The sequence below is a fragment of the Clostridium sp. DL1XJH146 genome (assembly GCF_054819755.1).
The window spans coordinates 1-19,567 of sequence record NZ_JBTVVN010000001.1; the positions used below are offsets into that span (position 1 = coordinate 1).

General features: G+C 28.5%; 19 protein-coding genes. 12 read left to right on the forward strand and 7 right to left on the reverse strand.

Translation table 11 applies throughout. The features are described from left to right. Nucleotides 1-173: 173 nt before the first annotated feature. The 3 genes from ACVHXK_RS00005 to ACVHXK_RS00015 all read left to right on the forward strand — a co-directional run bounded on the left by ACVHXK_RS00005 (nucleotide 174) and on the right by ACVHXK_RS00015 (nucleotide 1,034). Entirely contained in the window at nucleotides 174-347 is a 174-nt protein-coding gene (locus ACVHXK_RS00005) for a YfgJ family double zinc ribbon protein (protein ID WP_461204280.1), read from the forward strand. Nucleotides 348-421: 74 nt separating this feature from the next. Then, the gene (locus ACVHXK_RS00010) at nucleotides 422-760 is read left to right on the forward strand and encodes an arsenate reductase family protein (RefSeq protein ID WP_461204281.1); all 339 of its coding nucleotides are present in this window, start codon (nucleotides 422-424) and stop codon (nucleotides 758-760) included. Between the two features lie 4 nt (nucleotides 761-764). Continuing rightward, a complete protein-coding gene (locus ACVHXK_RS00015) occupies nucleotides 765-1,034 on the forward strand; it encodes a hypothetical protein (protein WP_461204282.1) in 270 nt (89 codons plus the stop codon). 69 nt (nucleotides 1,035-1,103) lie between these two features. On the opposite strand, the gene ACVHXK_RS00020 is transcribed toward ACVHXK_RS00015, so the two are convergent. Next, complete coding sequence (locus ACVHXK_RS00020) at nucleotides 1,104-2,486, reverse strand: peptidoglycan DD-metalloendopeptidase family protein (RefSeq protein ID WP_461204283.1); 1,383 nt, start codon at nucleotides 2,484-2,486, stop codon at nucleotides 1,104-1,106. A gap of 338 nt (nucleotides 2,487-2,824) precedes the next feature. Here ACVHXK_RS00020 and ACVHXK_RS00025 point away from each other — a divergent pair, with 338 nt between their 5' ends. From ACVHXK_RS00025 to ACVHXK_RS00045, 5 genes are all read left to right on the forward strand, one after another. After that, the gene (locus ACVHXK_RS00025; RefSeq protein WP_461204284.1) at nucleotides 2,825-3,484 is read left to right on the forward strand and encodes a rhodanese-like domain-containing protein; all 660 of its coding nucleotides are present in this window, start codon (nucleotides 2,825-2,827) and stop codon (nucleotides 3,482-3,484) included. 39 nt (nucleotides 3,485-3,523) lie between these two features. Further along, nucleotides 3,524-3,973, forward strand: coding sequence for a hypothetical protein (locus tag ACVHXK_RS00030; RefSeq protein WP_461204285.1), 450 nt, complete (start codon nucleotides 3,524-3,526; stop codon nucleotides 3,971-3,973). Nucleotides 3,974-4,242: 269 nt separating this feature from the next. Beyond that, entirely contained in the window at nucleotides 4,243-6,399 is a 2,157-nt protein-coding gene (gene recQ, locus ACVHXK_RS00035) for a DNA helicase RecQ (protein WP_461204581.1), read from the forward strand. A gap of 226 nt (nucleotides 6,400-6,625) precedes the next feature. Then, nucleotides 6,626-8,923 carry a glycoside hydrolase family 3 C-terminal domain-containing protein gene (locus ACVHXK_RS00040; RefSeq protein WP_461204286.1) on the forward strand — a complete coding sequence of 766 codons (2,298 nt, stop codon included), beginning with the start codon at nucleotides 6,626-6,628 and terminating at the stop codon, nucleotides 8,921-8,923. Nucleotides 8,924-9,006: 83 nt separating this feature from the next. Continuing rightward, nucleotides 9,007-9,219, forward strand: coding sequence for a (2Fe-2S)-binding protein (locus ACVHXK_RS00045; protein WP_461204287.1), 213 nt, complete (start codon nucleotides 9,007-9,009; stop codon nucleotides 9,217-9,219). 49 nt (nucleotides 9,220-9,268) lie between these two features. On the opposite strand, the gene ACVHXK_RS00050 is transcribed toward ACVHXK_RS00045, so the two are convergent. Further along, on the reverse strand, nucleotides 9,269-10,348 hold the full coding sequence (locus ACVHXK_RS00050) for an endospore germination permease (RefSeq protein ID WP_461204288.1): 1,080 nt from the start codon (nucleotides 10,346-10,348) through the stop codon (nucleotides 9,269-9,271). Nucleotides 10,349-10,444: 96 nt separating this feature from the next. Between ACVHXK_RS00050 and ACVHXK_RS00055 the strand changes: the two genes are divergently transcribed. From ACVHXK_RS00055 to ACVHXK_RS00065, 3 genes are all read left to right on the forward strand, one after another. Next, nucleotides 10,445-11,848: a spore germination protein gene (locus ACVHXK_RS00055; RefSeq protein WP_461204289.1), complete on the forward strand. Its 1,404-nt coding sequence runs from the start codon at nucleotides 10,445-10,447 to the stop codon at nucleotides 11,846-11,848. Next, the gene (locus tag ACVHXK_RS00060) at nucleotides 11,845-12,963 is read left to right on the forward strand and encodes a Ger(x)C family spore germination protein (RefSeq protein ID WP_461204290.1); all 1,119 of its coding nucleotides are present in this window, start codon (nucleotides 11,845-11,847) and stop codon (nucleotides 12,961-12,963) included. The genes ACVHXK_RS00055 and ACVHXK_RS00060 overlap by 4 nt, the downstream gene beginning before the upstream one ends. 147 nt (nucleotides 12,964-13,110) lie before the next feature. Next, nucleotides 13,111-13,767 carry an HAD family hydrolase gene (locus ACVHXK_RS00065; RefSeq protein ID WP_461204291.1) on the forward strand — a complete coding sequence of 219 codons (657 nt, stop codon included), beginning with the start codon at nucleotides 13,111-13,113 and terminating at the stop codon, nucleotides 13,765-13,767. Nucleotides 13,768-13,858: 91 nt separating this feature from the next. Here ACVHXK_RS00065 and ACVHXK_RS00070 read toward each other — a convergent pair whose 3' ends face one another. The 5 genes from ACVHXK_RS00070 to ACVHXK_RS00090 all read right to left on the reverse strand — a co-directional run bounded on the left by ACVHXK_RS00070 (nucleotide 13,859) and on the right by ACVHXK_RS00090 (nucleotide 18,488). Continuing rightward, entirely contained in the window at nucleotides 13,859-14,563 is a 705-nt protein-coding gene (locus ACVHXK_RS00070; RefSeq protein ID WP_461204292.1) for an ABC transporter ATP-binding protein, read from the reverse strand. A gap of 1 nt (nucleotide 14,564) precedes the next feature. Continuing rightward, nucleotides 14,565-15,329: an ABC transporter ATP-binding protein gene (locus ACVHXK_RS00075; RefSeq protein ID WP_461204293.1), complete on the reverse strand. Its 765-nt coding sequence runs from the start codon at nucleotides 15,327-15,329 to the stop codon at nucleotides 14,565-14,567. A 29-nt stretch (nucleotides 15,330-15,358) separates the two neighbouring features. Beyond that, complete coding sequence (locus tag ACVHXK_RS00080) at nucleotides 15,359-16,321, reverse strand: branched-chain amino acid ABC transporter permease (protein ID WP_461204294.1); 963 nt, start codon at nucleotides 16,319-16,321, stop codon at nucleotides 15,359-15,361. Between the two features lie 10 nt (nucleotides 16,322-16,331). Beyond that, on the reverse strand, nucleotides 16,332-17,213 hold the full coding sequence (locus ACVHXK_RS00085; protein WP_461204295.1) for a branched-chain amino acid ABC transporter permease: 882 nt from the start codon (nucleotides 17,211-17,213) through the stop codon (nucleotides 16,332-16,334). 123 nt (nucleotides 17,214-17,336) lie between these two features. Then, complete coding sequence (locus ACVHXK_RS00090) at nucleotides 17,337-18,488, reverse strand: ABC transporter substrate-binding protein (protein WP_461204296.1); 1,152 nt, start codon at nucleotides 18,486-18,488, stop codon at nucleotides 17,337-17,339. A gap of 370 nt (nucleotides 18,489-18,858) precedes the next feature. Here ACVHXK_RS00090 and ACVHXK_RS00095 point away from each other — a divergent pair, with 370 nt between their 5' ends. Then, a complete protein-coding gene (locus tag ACVHXK_RS00095; RefSeq protein WP_461204297.1) occupies nucleotides 18,859-19,557 on the forward strand; it encodes a glutamine amidotransferase in 699 nt (232 codons plus the stop codon). The last annotated feature ends 10 nt before the right edge of the window (nucleotides 19,558-19,567 follow it).

Genomic DNA, 19,567 nt, shown 5'->3' on the forward strand with positions numbered 1-19,567 from the left:
TGTTAGAATTTTCTGAAATTTAAAACGATAAATTTAAGCTTACTACAGCTATAAAATAAATTTGCTCGTTAGAGCTGTATTTAATAGTATTAACTTGTTCTGACTATTAACATATGTTAAAATACTTGTTAATAGTCAGAACAAAAATTTTCATTGAAAAAAGGAGAATTATTATGAAGGAAAAATATTATTGTCCAAATTGTTTTGAAGAATTAGAAGAAGTATCAGGGTGTGGTTCAGTTAGTTATTTTTGTAATGAATGTAAAAAACTCATTTCAAGAAAAATTATTATAGATGAGAATGAAATGGAAAATATTAATAAAAATAATGGTGACGTAAAAAAATAGTTTGAATTTCTCAAACGAGATATAGTTGATATCTGAATATATTGATTTTGTTTAATAAGATAGGGAGCGAGTTTATGAATATTCAAATATTTGGTACTACAAAGTGTTTTGATACAAAAAAAGCGCAAAGATATTTTAAGGAAAGAAGAATTAAATTTCAGTTTATAGATTTAAATGAAAAGGCTTTGAGTAAAGGTGAATTACAAAACGTTAAGAGAGCGGTAGGTTTAACCAATTTAATAAATGAAAAATCTAAAGAGTACAAAAATCAAAATATGGACAAAATAAGGATGGATAGTACTAGAGAAGAGATACTATTGAATCATCCTAAATTATACAATACGCCTATTGTTAGAAATGGTAAACAAGCTACAGTAGGGTATAATCCGGATATTTGGAAGGAATGGGAATAAAAAATTGATAAAAATATTAGGGACAATAATCAAAAATAATAAGATTATTAGCGAAGAAATAGTTATTTCAAGAGACGAAGGAAATTATCAAGAAAAATTGAAAGAATGTATTGTAGATATTTGTTATAGATTGGATATTGAAAAACCGTATTGGTTACCTAGAAATTTAAAAGAGTATAACAAAAAAAGTAAAACATATTTTAATAAAGATAATTTTGTAGATGAAATTCGTTTCGATAAGTTTATAATTGAAGAAATAGATAGTAACATATAAAATATTTGACAAAAATATAAGATTCTCAACCTAGTTGAGAATCTTCGTTAATTTAAATTGCAAATTGTATTAAATATAATTAAGTGGATTTACTGGAGTCCCGTTTTTCCTGATTTCAAAATGAAGATGTGGTCCAGTTGAATTGCCAGTATTTCCAGATAATGAAATGGTTTGTCCTCTATAAACTCTTTCTCCAGCACATACTTTTAGAGAGCTATTATGACCATAATAAGTTTGATATCCATTTTCGTGGTCAATAATTACTAGATATCCGTAGCCACCTTTCCAACCAGCATAAGTTACTTTACCACCATCCGCTGCTATAATAGGAGAGCCTGTTGGAATACCAAAATCAACACCCTCGTGCATTCTACCCCATCTATAACCAAAAGGAGACGTAATATATCCTGTTGTTGGTTTGATGAAAGAACCATAAGCAACTGTTTTAGGTCTTGTTTTTGTCCCTTTTAGCACAATCTCAGTAGTTGGTTCTGAAATGTTTTGTTTTTCCAATATGATTCTTTCAGTTTCAATACCATTTACTTTTACTATGTCAGCTTTAATATTAGCACTGCCGCAGACACCTTTTACAGATACTTTTGTATCACCCTCGTAGATGTCATCAGAGGATTTATATTCTGTTTCAAATGGTATTTCTTCTATATAGTCGGCTGATTCAATTGTTTCAACATTAATAAATGGTTTTGGTACAGTCAGACTTAAAACTTGTCCAATTTGTATTTTGTCAATATCTATGGTTGGATTAGCCATGCAAACCTCATTGACACTAATATTATAATCTTCAGCAATACAAGAAACAACATCACCTTCTTCAACTATATATTCTTTTATTTCATCAGTACCTAAGGCAATTAATTGGAAGGCAGTATCAAGATTTGTAATTTCTTCTGGATTGCAGTATTCTTTTTTTACTTCAACAGTTTCAACAAAATGTGTTTCTTTTAAGGTGTTTTCATAATCTTCATCTATGTATTGATTTTTCAAATTTTCTAAAAGTGAATTTGCAGTTTCTTCTGAATTTAATACAGCAAGTTCTTTAGAATCAGCATAAATAGTATAAGCCTCGACATTAATGTTTAATTCATTAATGATTAAGGGCTTTATCTCTTCAGTAGTTAAAACATTTTTTCCATAGGAAAGAGTTTTATCAAAACTGATTTTTTGAGCAATTTCAATCTCTTTATTAAGTTTTAGTTCATATTCTAATTTTAAATTATTTTTCAATTCACTGATTTCATCTTTGTTTTTTACAAAGCCAATGGTGTTATTATTAATAATAACAGCGTAAGTGATAGAGTTATTGTAAATAATTAGAGCTATTAGAATTAAAGAAACTGTGGTTATAGCTGAAAATTTGATTTTTTTACTTTCTTTAAAGTTCAATGTAAGCTTTTCTTGCCACTTTTTAATTTTTTTGATTAAATTATTCATTAAACATCCCCCAAAATACAATAAAAGACAAAATTTTATCTTATTTTATTAAATAATACATATTATATTATAGCAACTTAACTGCTGATTTTCAAATTTAGATTAGTATACAAATTTATAGCATAAATATTAACATAATATTCAAAATAATATTTTTTATTTCAGATAAATGTTGGTAAATATAAAGATTTTTTGTATAGGAATATCTTTATTGAAAATTTAAGTCTTTTAGTGTATTCTAAATATAATTATTTGAAAAGCAATTAATAATATTAAAGAGGTGAAAAAAAGTAAATGATTTTTGGGTTTTATTTCAACTAAATTGTTTACTAAAAAATATGAGTAAAAACAGAAAATTTATTGTTGTTTATGTTCTTCTTATTCAATTTATCGTTGTTGGATGCAGTAATATAGATAATATTACCAACGCTAATATTGTAAATGGTGAAAATACAGTATCATATGAAGGTAAAATTATTGAAATGGAAGATAATAATAATTTTGTTATACGAGTTAATAATGGGACAGATTTGATATCTTTAAATATCAATGAGGAAATTGAGTTTAGCGATGGAGTTTCTAATAAGTTTAACTATGGAAATACAATTGGAATAGTTTCTGGGACAGAAGTAATGGAAAGCTGGCCCCTACAAGTTAATCTATTAAAGATATACAAAAATGAAAAAGCTGTATATATGAAAATAAATCAATACGTAGCTAAGAAATTGATTGATACTCAAGACGTACTTATAATTGATGTAAGGACGCAAGAAGAGTATGAAGAAGGATATATACAAGGAGCCATTTTACTTACTTTAGATACTATTGACACAAAAGCTGATGAAATATTAAAAGATAAGAATAAAACAATTCTTGTATATTGTAGAAGTGGTAACAGAAGTAAGGAGGCTAGCCAAAAACTTATTGAAATGGGTTATACCAATATTTATGATTTTGGTGGAATAAATACTTGGGAATACAATATTGTTATAGATTGATAAAAGTTTCATCTAGCAATAATTTGAGGAGGGATAGAGATGGTAAAAATGCTTGATATTATTAGTTTTATAATAAATGAATTTCATGACATGCTTATGGAAATTTTTGATGTAATAGGGTTTAATTTTGATGATAAGCAATTACATTTTATTATTATAGGGATTATAGGAATCATAATGTATGTAATTGTAAATCAGATTTTCAAAGCATTATCAAAGATAAGTATTGAAGTGGTTTCGTTTGTTTATACATTTACTGTTTTAGTTGTAATTGTTTTTGCTATTGAAATAGAACAAAAGATAACTGGACGAGGCAATATGGATTTTGGTGATATTGTAGCAGGATTATGGGGATTTATTTATATTTTTAGCATTTATGTTTTAATTAAGGTTGCTATTTATTTATTGAAAAAATTATATAAAAATATTAAGGATAATAAAAATCAAAAAAAATCAGGAACAAGTTTTTCAACAAAAGAGGATGCTTAGCATTCTCTTTTGTTATAAATGAATTTTGATGTAGTAAATACTGAAAGAGAATTTTTATTATTATAGAAGTATTGATATAATAATATAGAGCTTTATGAATTTTACGTATAGACACAATTTGTAAATAAAATTCCAAAAAGAACTAATGTTTGTATATAATTCTATTATTGGTTAATAATAGAATTATAAAAGGTAAATGATACAATTGATTATAAAATATAAATTTTAGAATATGAAATCAATATACAAAAAATGAAAAAGAGGTTGATATTTTGGAAAATATTTTAGAAACGTTAAAAAAATATTATGGTTATAGTTCTTTTAGAGTAGGTCAAAGGAGAGTTATAGAAAGTGTTCTTAATAATGAAGACGTTGTGGCTATAATGCCAACAGGAGCAGGTAAGTCCATTTGTTTTCAGTTACCTTCAGTGTTGTTTGACGGACTTACTATAGTTATTTCACCGCTTATTTCTCTTATGAAAGATCAAGTGGATAGTATGGATCAAATAGGTATAAAAGCTACTTATATAAATAGTACTTTGAGTAATGATGAAATTAATGAAAGAATAATTGATATATCCTCTGGTGAATATAAATTATTATATATTGCACCCGAAAGGCTTCAATCATCATATTTTCAGAGTGTTTTGAAAAATACTAAGATATCTTTTGTTGCAGTAGATGAGGCTCATTGTGTATCTCAATGGGCACATGATTTTAGACCTAGTTACATGGAGATAATAAATTTTATTAGAAATATAAAAGAAAAACCTGTTATAGGAGCTTATACTGCTACAGCTACAGATAAAGTAAAAAATGATATTATTAATTTACTTGGTTTAGATAACCCTAAGGTTTATCTAACAGGTTTTGATAGGGAAAATTTGTTTTTTTCAGTATATAAAGGTGTTAACAAAAACAATTTTATATTATCATATTTAGAGAAGAATATAGGCGAAACGGGAATAATATATACTTCAACTAGAAAAAATGCTGAAAATTTGTACAATATACTTCTAAAGGAAGGTGTGAAAGTTGGGGTATATCATGCAGGATTAAGTGATAAAGAAAGAGAAAAAACTCAAAATAGTTTTGCCTATGATAAAATAGATGTTGTTGTTGCAACTAATGCATTTGGAATGGGTATTGACAAATCAAATGTTAGATTTGTAATTCACAATAATATGCCCAAAAATATGGAAGCATATTATCAAGAAGCTGGAAGAGCTGGTAGAGATGGATTGAAGTCAGAGTGTATTTTATTATTTGAACCAAGGGATACACAAATTCAAGCATATTTTATAGAGGAAAATAATTTATCCCCAGAGCGAAAAGAAAATGAATATGAAAAATTGAGAGCTATGGTAGATTACTGTTATACATCACAATGTTTAAGAAAATATATTCTAGAATATTTTGGTGATTATTCAAATGACAATGGTTGCAATATGTGTAGCAATTGTCTTGATGAAAAAGAGTTAACAGATATAACTCTTGAAGCAAAAAAAATATTTTCATGTATATACAGAATGAATCAAAGATTTGGAAGTGGTATGGTAGCCGATGTATTGAAAGGGTCAAAGAATAAAAAGGTGTTACAATTTAAACTAAACGATTTATCCACTTATGGGATTATGGACAGTTATAGGAAAAAAGATATTGTTGATATCATTAATAAATTATCAGCAGATAGTTATTTAAGTCTTACAAACGATGGATACCCCGTTCTAAAACTTACTAATAAAGCAATAAAAGTTTTGAAAAAAGATGAAAAAGTATTTATTAAAGCTATCAATATTAAAAGAGTTATTGAAGTTGATAATGGACTATTCCATAAATTAAGAGAATTAAGAGGCAATATTGCTATTAGGGATAATGTACCTCCATATATTGTTTTTTCAGATGCTTCCTTAAAGGAAATGAGTATATATATGCCAATTGTTAAAGAACAATTTTTGGGTATTAAAGGTGTAGGTATACTAAAATATGATAAATATGGAGAAGATTTTTTGGAAGTTATAAATGAATACATAAATGAAAATAATATTGATGTTTCCACAATTAAAAAAGGAGACGGTACGTCTTCATTTTTAGATGATGATAGTAATAGCAATAATCGAAATGCAGGAAAATCTGACACAGAAAAGAGTTATATAGTAACATATGATATGTTTATGGAAGGTAAATCAATAAAGGAAATAAGCAAATTAAGAGATTATGCTAAGCAAACAATTGAAAATCACATAGTAAGATGCTTTAAGGAAGGTTATCAATTGAATTTGAAAGAAATAATTCCAGAAGAATATTATGATTTGATTTTGAAAGTACTTAATGAAATAGAAACCGATAAATTGAAACCAATTAAAGACGCATTACCTGATGATGTGGAATATTTTTGGATTAATTTACTCAAAAATGCTCGATGATTTTTGTTTTACAAAGATTCCTATAGTAACCAGACTAATAGTATTCCAATAATAAATTTCAATTTACTTAACAGTTATTTAATTTATGTATTATGGAATGATAAAAATAATTTTGCTATAATATAGATAAATAAATCATTATTAAGTTGAAATACTATATAGATTTACAAAAAGTTTAAGTATAACCTATAGCGAAAAGAGAATTAAACTAATAAGGGGTATTATCATGGAAAATGACATAGTGAATATTATTAAAAAAATGACATTGGATGAAAAGATATCTTTATTATCTGGTCGTGATTTTTGGAGAACAAAAAATATTAAAAGATTGAATATACCTTCCATAACTTTCTCAGATGGCCCACATGGCATAAGAAAACAAAAGGTGTTTAATGATAATTTGGGCTTGTATGGTAGCAAATTGGCTACATGCTATCCTAGTGCTTCTGCTCTTGCTAACTCATGGAATGAAGATATTATTTATAAGTTAGGTGAGTATCTAGGGGATGAGTGCGTTAGTGAAGGGATAAATATACTTTTAGGACCAGGAGTTAATATTAAGAGAACACCTTTATGTGGTAGAAATTTTGAGTATTTTTCTGAAGATCCATTTTTATCTTCACAAATGGCTGTGAATTATATAAAAGGAGTTCAAAGCAAAGAAGTAGGGACTTCAATAAAGCATTTCCTTGCAAATAATCAAGAGACAAAAAGAATGAGAATAGATGCACAAATAGATGAAAGGACTCTCCATGAGATTTATTTAGCATCTTTTGAAAAAGCTATTAAGGAAGGACAACCTTGGACTGTCATGTGTTCCTACAATAAAGTTAATGGAGAATATTGTTCAGAAAACAATTATTTATTAAAGGACATTTTAATTAATAAATGGGGGTTTGAAGGTTTTATTGTTTCAGATTGGGGAGCGGTTAATTCTCGAATAGATGGCGTAAAAGCAGGTTTGCATTTAGAAATGCCATCATCTAAAAATTTAAATAGCATGGTTTTGAAAAAAGCAGTTAAAAAAGATGAATTAGATGAAAAATATATAGATTTTGCAGTAGAAAGAATATTAAAAATTGTTAATAAAGCAGTTGAAAGGCAAACTCAAAAAAACCCTTATGATAAAGAAAAACATCACAAGTTTGCAAATGATATTGCCACAGAATGTATGGTATTAGTAAAAAATGAAGATAATATTCTTCCACTAAGTAAAGAAAGTCAAATAGCAGTTATTGGAGAATTAGCTATTACTCCGAGATTTCAAGGTGGAGGAAGTTCCCATATCAATCCTACAAAATTGGATAAACCTCTAGAAGAAATAGAAAAAATAGTTTTAGATAAGTCCAAAATAAGATTTTCAAAAGGATATAGTATAAAAAATGAAATTTTAAATGAAAGATTATTGAAAGAAGCCCTTGAAATAGCAGCTGTTTGCCCGTTAGTCATATTGTTTATTGGATTACCTGAATACTATGAATCAGAAGGATATGATAGGCCGGATATAAAATTACCTAAGAATCAGCTAAAATTATTACATGAGTTATATGATGTAAATTCAAATATTGTGGTTGTTTTAACAAGTGGTGCTCCAGTAGAAATGCCTTGGATAGATGAGACTAAAGCGGTGTTATTGACATATTTATCTGGACAAGCTATGGGTAGCGCAACTGCTCAAATATTATTTGGAGATAAAAATCCAAGTGGAAAACTAGCTGAAACAATTCCACATAAATTGTCTCAAACACCTGCTTATTTATCTTTTCCTGGCGATGGAAAACATGCTATTTATAGTGAAGGCGTTTTTGTTGGATATAGATTTTATGATGCACGTGAAATTGAACCCTTATTTCCATTTGGGTATGGTCTTAGTTATTCAGAATTTGAATACAGTAATTTAAGTATTGAGAAAAAACCACTTAATAATGAAATTAATATTGTTGTAAAGTTAAATATAAAAAATAGTGGGCAAGTTTTAGGAAAAGAAATAGTACAATTATATGTATCATCGTTAAAATCAACTGTAAAAAAACCTGTGAAAGAGCTGAAAGGATTTAAAAAAATAGAGTTAAAACCTGGTGATAATAAGGAAGTAGAATTTAATCTTGATAAAAGAGCTTTTTCATATTACAATACTGAAATTCATGATTGGTACGTTGAAAGTGGAGATTATGCGATTCTTATAGGAAAATCCTCAAGGCAGATTGTTTTAGCATCAAAGATAAATATTATTTCAGACATAAAAATTTTAAAAGAATATGATGTTTATTCAACTGTAGAAGAAATATTGGAAACTGATAGTGGAAAAGAATACTTTGGAAAATTTATTAAAATTTTAACTACAATAGATAGGTTTTTAAATCACAGCAATAGCCACTTTTCTTTACAGAATATGTTTAAAAGGGTGCAATTAAAATTTATTACCATGGTTTCAAACAGTATTTTTAATGATAAGAAAATCAAAAATTTGTTGACTAAAGTTAATGAAGAAACTAAAGTAATTAGTAAAAAAAAGGGGAAATAGAAGAAGATAATAAAAATTATCAATTGAAAATTATTATTAAATAGCATATAATACTATTATTCTTATATAGAGAGGAAATTTAAATGGATAATAATATTGATGAAAAAATTTTGGATAAATTAACAAAGGTTTGTCTTTGTAAAGCTATATCTAGAGCTACTATAAAAAAATCTATAATAGATGGTGCTGATACAGTAGAAAAGGTCAATAAGGCAACAGGGTCAGGAACAGGTGGATGTAAAGGGCGAAGATGTTCAATTAAAATACAAGAGTTAATTGAAGAATTAAAAGAATAAACTATTTTAAATATAGTAATTAATAAAAGAGAGCAGATGCTCTCTTTTATTAATTTGAATTGGAAGTTTTATTTTTTATAAACAATAGTATATATGCTGATAAAGGCAGAATAAATAAAGTAAAGAATAAAAAAATAATATAATAGTCTAATATTTGTAAATATTTGAAATTGCTTCTTAACAATAGATTAGAAACAATAAATACTATTAATGATACGAAAATAGGAAAATGTTTTTTATAAATATTCAAATTTTCTAAAACAGTTTTTAAAGCATAGAAAGTTATTATATATTTTATAAACCAGCCACCAACAATTTGAAGAAGAACAAAAAATTCTCCACTTTCTAGAAAGTCAAATAGGCTAACAAGTTGAGATTGCAACAATTTTGGGTAAACAAATTGGAGACTTCGCTCTGGTCCAAAAGTCGTAATTACTCCCATCATTGCGACTATTTCCATTTGGATTACTATTACTAAAGCTAAAAAAGAACTTTTATTTAAATTCTGCTTATCATCAATAAATTGAAAGAAAACAAATATTGATGCTATTGAACTGTAACAACCAAGAGATTTTATTACAGATATAGTCATTTCTCTATTAAAACCAAATTCTAAGATAGGATATATATATTCAATTTGTTTATATTTATGAGTCATAAAACCAAGGTTAATACCGGCAATAAATGTAAAAGTTAAACCAATTATTGAGATTATTAATATTGTGGATAAATCACTTTTAATAGAAAATAATGTAGCTATAAGAAAGAAAATTATAATATACCAGTATGGACTGTCAATTAATAAATTGCCTCTAGTAGCACTGGCTTCTAATGTACAACTTTCAATTAATATTAAAAATAATGAAATACAGAATATTATAGAAATACAATAGCCTATAGTATCACCAAATGCTTTTTTAAAAACGTCGGTTATTTTATATACATTTGTCTTTTGTGTTGTTTTAGTAATAAAAATAGTAGCGAGTAAAATAATTATAGAAGATATAGTTACTGAAATCCAGGCATCTCTACTTGCATGCTGAATTATTAGATTTGGATAAGTTTTTAATGGAACTATAGTTACGCCGAATATTAGGAATATTAAATGCCGTGTGTTTATTTTTTTCAATATACCACCTCAAAATCCAAATTTTAATAATACTATTATTTCTTAAAAAATAGAATATTATTCGATAATATTCAAATAATAATTCTAGGTGATTATATGGGTAGAAATACATTTTTATGGATAAAAGATGAAATGAAAGGTAGTTTTGATTTTAAATGGAGATTAATAAAGAATAAGCAAGGATATATTTATATAATGTATATTGATGATTTATGTGATGCTAAATTTATTAGTGAATATGTTGTAGCTCCTTTAAGCAATAATTATGAAATTAGTGATGTAGATTTAATTAAAACTGGCATAGTTAGTAGTTCTTACGTTAAAGAAGTAGTTGATAGAGATGAATTAATAAATCATGTTCTTTCTGGAGATGTAGTAATTATATTTGATTTCAGTGACAGAAATCTTATATGTGAGGCTAAAGGGTATGTAAGAAGAAGTATTAATACCCCTTTAACAGAAGCTGTTCTTAAAGGGCCGAGAGAGGGTTTTAATGAACTAATTGTCGATAATGTATCATTAATAAGGAGAAAGGTAAAAAATCGAAATTTAAAATTCGAGAGTATGAGTGTTGGAACCAATTCAAATACTTCTGTTGCCTTAGTTTATATAGATCATTTAACAGATGAAAAATTGATTTCATACATTAGGGATAAGATTAACAGTTTAGATATAAATTTTATTTTAGATATAAATTATATTGAAGAAATTTTAAGAGAGAAAAAAACTGCTTTTAACACTATTGGATATAGCGAAAAACCGGATGTTATAGCGTCAAAGATTATGGAAGGTAAAGTCGCAGTTATAGTTGATGGGACTCCTTCTGTTTTAATAGCTCCATATTTCTTTCTTGAACATTTTCAAACTCCTGATGATTATTATTCTAATATTGTTATAAGTACTATCTCAAGAATTGAAAGATGGATAGCATTTTTACTAGCTACTTTAGTACCGGGGCTATATGTTGCATTAACTACGCATCATTTCTCGCTAATTCCAACGGTATTTGTATTTGGGTTAGCATCATCTAGGACGGGGGTACCATTTCCTACAATAGTAGAATTAATTCTTATGCTTTCATTTTTTGGTTTATTAAGGGAAGCAGGAATTCGATTACCTCAACCTACTGGGCAAGCACTTAGTATTGTTGGGGCTCTTATTTTAGGAGAATCAGCTGTTGGGGCTGGATTGGCTTCGCAAAGCACCATAGTAGTGGTTTCGGTGGCATCTATAGCAACATTCTTAATACCTAATTTATATGTACCTGCATCTTTATGGAGTTTGATTATAGTTGTTTTAGGCTCCTTAATAGGTATGCCAGGAGTATATTTTGGAATATTTCTTCTTATTACTCATTTATCAAAGCTTGAAACATGTGGATATAAATATTTATATCCATTGGGAACAGTAAAGAAGCTAAAATTAGGGGATGTATTTGTAAGAAAGTTTTTGGTGGATATTTCAAAGCCTGATTCTATAAAAAAGGATGATATTCAATGAAAAAAATGAAAAAAGCTTTGCTTTCAATTTTTCTATGTCAATTCATATTTACAAGTTGTTTTAGCTATAAGGATATAAATAATGCTTTATATTGTACTTGTATTACTGTTGATATTGCTGAAGATAATAATCCAGTAGTTTATATTGAGACTTTTAAACCACTTGGGGGGGAAGGTTCAGAAGCACAATCAGGGACAAGAATTGTTTTTAAAGGAAAAGGTAAAACCATGTTTGAAGCTATACGTAATATAACACTTTCCGCTAGCTTTAGAATTAATTTCACTCAAAATAAAGTTATCATTTTTACAAGAAAGGCTGCTGATTATGGGTTAGAAAATTTTATAGATTTGTTGGATCGAGACCAAGAATTGATATTAAGACCATATATATGCATTACAGAGGATAGTGCAGAAACGTTACTTACTACTGAATACAAAGAAAATAAATATTTGGGGATTTTTATAGTTAAATTGCTAACTAATGTTGGTAACTCTTCAAGAGCTGTTGAATTAACCTTTAATAGGTATATGATAGAAAGACTTATGGGAAGTAAAGTTGTTGTTGTTCCTCTTGTAGAAATTAAAAAAGAGAGTGTAGGGGAGAATAAAATTGAAATAATTGGAGGAGCAGTACTTAAAGAAGACAAACTTGTTAGTACAATTAAAACTATGGGAGGACAAGGGTATAGTTTTATGATGGATAAAGTTAAATCAGGAACATTAGAACCTAATAATCCTTCCCATAGAGATAAATATTTAACTTTAGAAATTTTAAACAATAAAACAAAAACTGATATAAATGTTGATGAAGATAAAATTATTTTAATTAAAAATATAAAAGTGGAGACAACTATAGGAGAAATTCAAGAAGAAATGGAAGTTGACAAAAATACAATTAGTGAAATTCAAGAACAAACAGAGGAAAATATTATAAAAGCCTGTTACGATATATTTGAAGAGTATAAAGAAAAAAATATAGATTTATTTAATATTAAAGAAGAGTTACATAGAAAATATCCTAAAGAAAAATTTGAAGATGTTATTTCTTCTACAGAATTAGTTGTAAATGTAGATGTTAAAATAAGATTTTCAAATGATACATTAGATTTTTATTGATTTCAATAAATTTGTAGCTACTTTGCTAAGTATTCAATTTATTTTTAGTATTGATTGATTGTTTTTAATGATTTAAGTATAATTATTATAGTATAGGTGTGGTAATTTAATATTGAGTAAAATGCCTATTCAGAAAGGATAAAATTTATGATAAAATATATACTTTTTGATTTTGATGGTACATTAGTGAACAGTAATGATATTATTAAAACACTTTTAATTGAAACTGCAAAAGTTTTTGAAAGCAAGGACGTTGAGGCAAATGATATAATTAGCATATTTGGGAAACCACTTATTGAGCAAATGCAACATTTTTCTGAGGAAAATGCAGAGAAAATGGTATCATATTATAGAGATAAATACAGAGAAAGGGAAGAAGAAACAAAAATATTTGATGGAATAAAAGAGTTAGTTTATACTTTATTTGAAAAAGGATATAAGATAGCTATAGTATCAAATAAAGGCACAAGGGGAATAACAAAAGGATTAAAAATGTTTAATCTTGATGTATATATTGAATATTTTGTTTCATCAGATATGGTAGAAAATAAGAAACCACACCCTGAGGCTATATATAAAGTTAAAGATTTCTTCGATTGTGAAATAGAAGAAATGATTATGATAGGCGATACAGTTCATGATATTGAGAGTGGCATACGGTCTGGAGTAAAAACGGTGTTAGTAGGTTGGACATTGGTGCCGAATATAATGTTTGAGAAGAGTAGACCTGATTTTACAATAGGGAAGCCAGTAGATTTGATAGAAATATTAGAGGAATGTAATAGCGAAGAAAAAATAGTATAATTATCATATAAATAGAGGAAGCAAATGTTAGCTTAGCTAAAATTGCTTCCTTTTATTCTGTTCAGATATAATTTTTTTAAGAGTAAACTTATTACTCACCTAAATATGCACTTCTAATAGAATCATCATTAAGAAGCTCTTGAGCATTACCTTCGAGTACAATATTACCTGTTTCTAATACATAAGCTTTATTTGCAACTGACAGAGCCATATGAGCGTTTTGTTCAACTAATAACACAGTTGTGCCAGTTGAATTTATTTCTTTAATAATATCAAATATATCTTTAACTATTAAAGGTGCAAGTCCCATAGAAGGCTCATCCATCAACATAAGCTTTGGCCTTATCATCAAGCCTCTACCCATAGCAAGCATTTGTTGTTCACCACCACTTAGTGTACCAGCTTTCTGAGACATTCTTTCCTTCAATCTTGGGAATTTAGTAAACACCATTTCAATATCTTCTTTTATTCCTTTTTTATCTTTTCTTAAATAGGCTCCTAATTCTATATTTTCCATAACGGATAAGTTAGAGAAAACTCTTCGTCCTTCTGGAACATGAGAAATACCTAAACTAACAATTTCATGGGCCGGAATATTAGATATTTTCTTATCTTCGTAAGTAACACTTCCATCGGAAATAGGTATTAAACCAGATATTGCTCTTAAAGTAGAGGTTTTACCTGCACCATTTGCACCGATTAATGTTACAATTTCACCTTCATTAACATCAATATTTAGACCTTTAAGGGCGTGAATTGCTCCATAATGAACATTTAGATTTTCTATTTTAAGCATATTAAGCCTCCTCACCCAGATACGCTTTGATTACTTCTGGATTATTTTTAACTTCTGAAGGTGTACCAATTGCTAGAATTTTACCATAGTCAAGAACAATAATTTTTTCGCATATACCCATTACTAGTTTCATATCATGTTCTATTAATAGAATAGATATTTTAAATTTATCTCTAATCCAATTTATTAGTTTCATTAATTCTGCAGTTTCTTGAGGGTTCATACCAGCAGCTGGTTCATCTAAAAGAAGAAGCTTTGGTTTTGTTGCAAGTGCTCTAGCAATCTCTAGTCTTCTTTGTTCTCCATAGGGAAGATTTTTAGCATATTCATCTTTTTTTGTATCTAAATTAAAAACCTTTAGAATTTCTATAGCTTCTTCTTCAATTATTTTTTCATCTTTATGAAATTTTGGTAATCTCAAAAGAGTTTCTGTTAAAGTTGATGATTGTTGATAATTCATTGAAATTTTCACATTATCTAAAACGCTTAAATCTTTAAATAATCTTACATTTTGGAATGTTCTAGCTATGTTTTTATGAGTTATTTCGTATGGTTTTATACCTGTAATGTCTTCTCCATTAAAAGTAATTGTACCTTTTGTTGGAGCGTAAACACCAGTAAGCATATTAAAAACCGTTGTTTTACCGGCACCGTTTGGACCTATAAGGCCATATAAATCATTATTACCTATTTCTATTGTAAAATTTGAAACAGCTGTTAAACCGCCAAATTGCATTGTCAAACTATCTGCTTTCAACAAAGACATAATGTTCACCTCATTTTGATTTAGATTTCCTATAGTTCTACAGATTTTTTATTTTTTGATTTTGATGATATTTTTTTTAGTACATCTGATATTTCGCTTGTGCCCATAATTCCTTGAGGTCTAAACAGCATAAGAGCTATCAAGGCTATAGCATAAATAAGCATTCTATATTCTGCAAAAGTTCTTAGTAACTCAGGAAGCCAAGTTAAAACACCTGCTGCGAGAATACTTCCAGTTAAACTTCCCATACCGCCAAGTACAACGAAAGTTAATATTTCAACTGATTTTAAGAAGTCAAATGATTTTGGATCAATAAACATAATATAATGAGCATATAATCCACCGGCAATACCAGCAAAGAAAGATGCTATAACAAATGATTTTAATTTGTAAAGAGCAGTATTTATTCCCATAGCTTCAGCAGCTATCTCATCTTCTCTTATAGATATCATAGCTCTACCTTGAGAAGAATTGATTAATCTATAAAATACTATAACGGTAACAATTACTAGTATATAAACTATAGTAAAATTTGTTTTTTTAGGGATTCCTGCAAGTCCTCTTGGACCACCAAGAAAATCTAAGTTGACAATAATAACTCTTATTATTTCGCCGAAACCTAAAGTAGTAATGGCTAAATAGTCACCTTTAAGTCTTAATATTGGTTTTCCTATTAGGAAACCGAAAAATGCAGCAGCTAAACCACCTGCTAACAAGACTAAAGGGAAGGGTAGACCTAATTTGATTGTTAATATTGCAGATATATAGGCTCCTATAGACATAAATCCAGCATGACCTAGGGCAAGTTGACCTGTAAAGCCAAGCACTAAGTTTAATGAAACAGCTAAAATTACATTAATACCAAGATAAATAAGTATTTGAGCATAATATGCATTAAGTGCTTTTGATTGTATAAGAGCAAAAATAATTAAATATACAACTAACAATATGCTTATTATAATTATATTTTTTTTAGTAAAAAATTTTTTCATATTCGTGCACCTACACTTTCTCGCTTATTTTTTTACCTAATAAACCAGTAGGCTTAATAAGTAGGATAACTATTAATAATCCAAATGCAATAGCGTCAGACAATTGAGTTGATATATATGCTTTAGTAAATGTTTCTGTAAAGCCCATTATTATTCCACCAAGCATCGCTCCAGGCAATATACCAATTCCACCTACAACGGCAGCAACAAAGGCTTTAAGCCCAGGCATTACTCCCATTAAAGGGTCTATTCTAGGATACATTATTCCTACAAGTACACCAGCAGCACCTGCAAGAGATGAACCGATTGCAAAAGTTACAGAAATAATTGTATTTATATTGATCCCCATAAGAGCAGCAGCATCTTTGTCAAATGAAGTAGCTCTCATTGCTTTTCCTACTTTTGTTTTATGAACTAAAAGTTCAAGTGCAATAGCTAAAATTACTGATACAGTTAAAATTAAAATTTGTATATTGTTTATTTGGACTGTTCCAAATAAATGATAAATTTTAGTTTCTAATACAGTAGGAAACGGTTTAGGGTTGGCTGAGAATTTCAATCTGAATACATTTTGTAACAATTGAGACATAGCGATAGCTGTAATTAATAAAGTTATTCTTTGTGAATTTCTAAGAGGTTTATAAGCAATTTTTTCAATTACAACTCCTAGCAAACCACTACCTAACATTGCAATGAATAATGCAGGTATGAAACCTACGCCCAACACTGTAACAGCTAAATATCCAAAATATGCACCTGCCATGTAAATCTCACCATGGGCAAAATTTATTAATTTAATAATTCCATATACCATAGTATAACCTAATGCAATTAGGGCGTAAACACTTCCAAGTGCTAGCCCATTTATAATCTGTTGAATAAAACTATTCATGTGAAGACCTCCTTATAAGAAATTAGATGCTTTAAGGTAATACCTTAAAGCATCTGTCTCAATTACTATACATGCTTGGGGGCGATATATAATACTGAGAAAATTAGGGTTAACTATAATAAATTAAGGGTTAACTTTTTTAGCGAAAGTTTGAGCTCCATCTTCAGTTTTGATTATAACTGCGCCTTTAACAGGATCTCTATTTTCATCGTATACTACATGTCCAGAAACAACTGTTATATCAGTTGCAACTAGAGCATCTTTAATTGCAGCTCCATCAGTACTTCCAGCTGCTTCAATAGCTTCTAATAATATTTTACCTGCGTCATAAGCAAGAGCACCTAATGCATCAGGTGTAGCATCATATTTAGCACTATAAGATTCTATGAATTCAACAACCTCAGTTGAATCATCTTCTGGTGAGTAATGGTTAGAGAAATAACTTCCATCAACATCAGCACCACCAACAGCGAATAAGTCTGGAGAATCCCATCCATCTCCACCTAAGAAAGTAGCTTCTATACCTAATGATCTAGCTTGTTTAGCTATTAATCCTACAGTGTTGTAGTAATCAGGTAATAATAAAACATCAGGTTCAGTAGTTTTTATATTTGTTAATTGAGCGTTGAAATCTGTATCACCAGTGTTGTATGTTTGCTCAGATACAATTTCACCACCAGCTTCTTCAAAACTCTTCATAAAGAATTCTGCAAGACCTACTGAGTAATCATTAGCTACGTCATATAATACAGCAGCTTTTGTTGCAGCTAATTCTTCACCAGCAAATTTTGCTAAAACTGTTCCTTGGAATGGATCTATGAAACATGCTCTAAATACATATTCTCCACCATCAAGTGTAACAGCTGGGTTAGTTGAAGTAGGTGTAATCATTGGAATTCCTGCTTCAGTAGCTATAGGTCCTATAGATAAACTACATTTACTTGCAACAGAACCAACTAAAGCAACAACACCATCATTGTTGATTAATTTTTGTGCAGCTGATGCTGAAGAAGTAGGTTTGTTTTCATCATCTTCATAAACAAAAGTAATGTTTTTTCCTAAAACTCCACCATTAGCATTTGTTTCTTCTGCTAATAGTTCTAAAGCGTTTTGGCAAGATTCACCAAAAGTTGCTACATCACCAGTAAGTGGTAGAACAGCACCTATTTTGATTTCTTCACTATCAGCAGTATTTGATGAATTTCCACAACCTGCAAATAACGAACCCATAACAGTCAAACTTAAAACTAAAGCTAATATTTTTTTCTTTGTCATTAACATTCCCTCCTAAAGTTAATTTATCAAATTATTAAATTGATATGCGTTAGAATGATTATATAACAAAAACAAAGAATGCACAAGTAAAAAATGATAAAATGATAAAATAATAAGATAATGTTGTTAGAATAGCAATTTGATGCGGAGAAAAAAGCAAAATTATTATATATATAAATAGGGTTTTAAAAAAAATTATTCTCAAGGTTTTAGTATTAATCTATTGGATTACCATTAAGATTTATTAATAAGAACATTAGAATTTTATTAATAAACTTTAAAATTTATGAGAAATATGTATAATAGATATAAAAGATAAAAGAGGTTATAGGAAATTATTAATAATAAATCAGAAAAGAGGATTATTGAAATGAAGTTTGTGATATTGAAAACAGGAAGCACTTATCCAAATATAAAAGATGAATTTGGTGATTTTGAGGATATGATAAAAAAAGGCATGAGAATTGATGATGAACAAATTGAATTAGTCGATGTTAGGGGAAATGACAAATTACCTGATTATAAAGATTGCACTGGTGTAATAATTACTGGTTCCCACTCAATGGTTACTGATGAAGAGAAATGGATTAGAGATATTGAAAAATGGATAAGTGAGAGTATTAGTGAACATATCCCTATTTTGGGGATATGTTTTGGACATCAGCTAATTGCTAACGCTTTCGGAGGTAAGGTTTGGTATCATCCTAAAGGTATTGAATTGGGTGAAATAAATGTTAATTTAACGGATGAAGGTAAAAAGGATGTAATTTTAGGAGAATTGGGAGAAAAATTCAGCAGTTATGCTGCTCATTCACAAACAGTAGTGAAATTACCATCTTGTGCAAAGAAGCTGGCATATAATTCCTTCGATGAAAATCATGCTTTTAGAATTGGAGACTGTATTTGGTCAGTTCAATTCCATCCGGAGTTTACTAAAGAAATTGTAAATAGTTATATCAAGAAAAATAATACAAGTGGTGTGATTAGCAAAGCTGAATTCGAAACTAATGAAAGTGAAAAAATATTACTTAAATTTAAAGATTATTGTATAAATGAGCAAGGTAAATAATCCCTGCTCA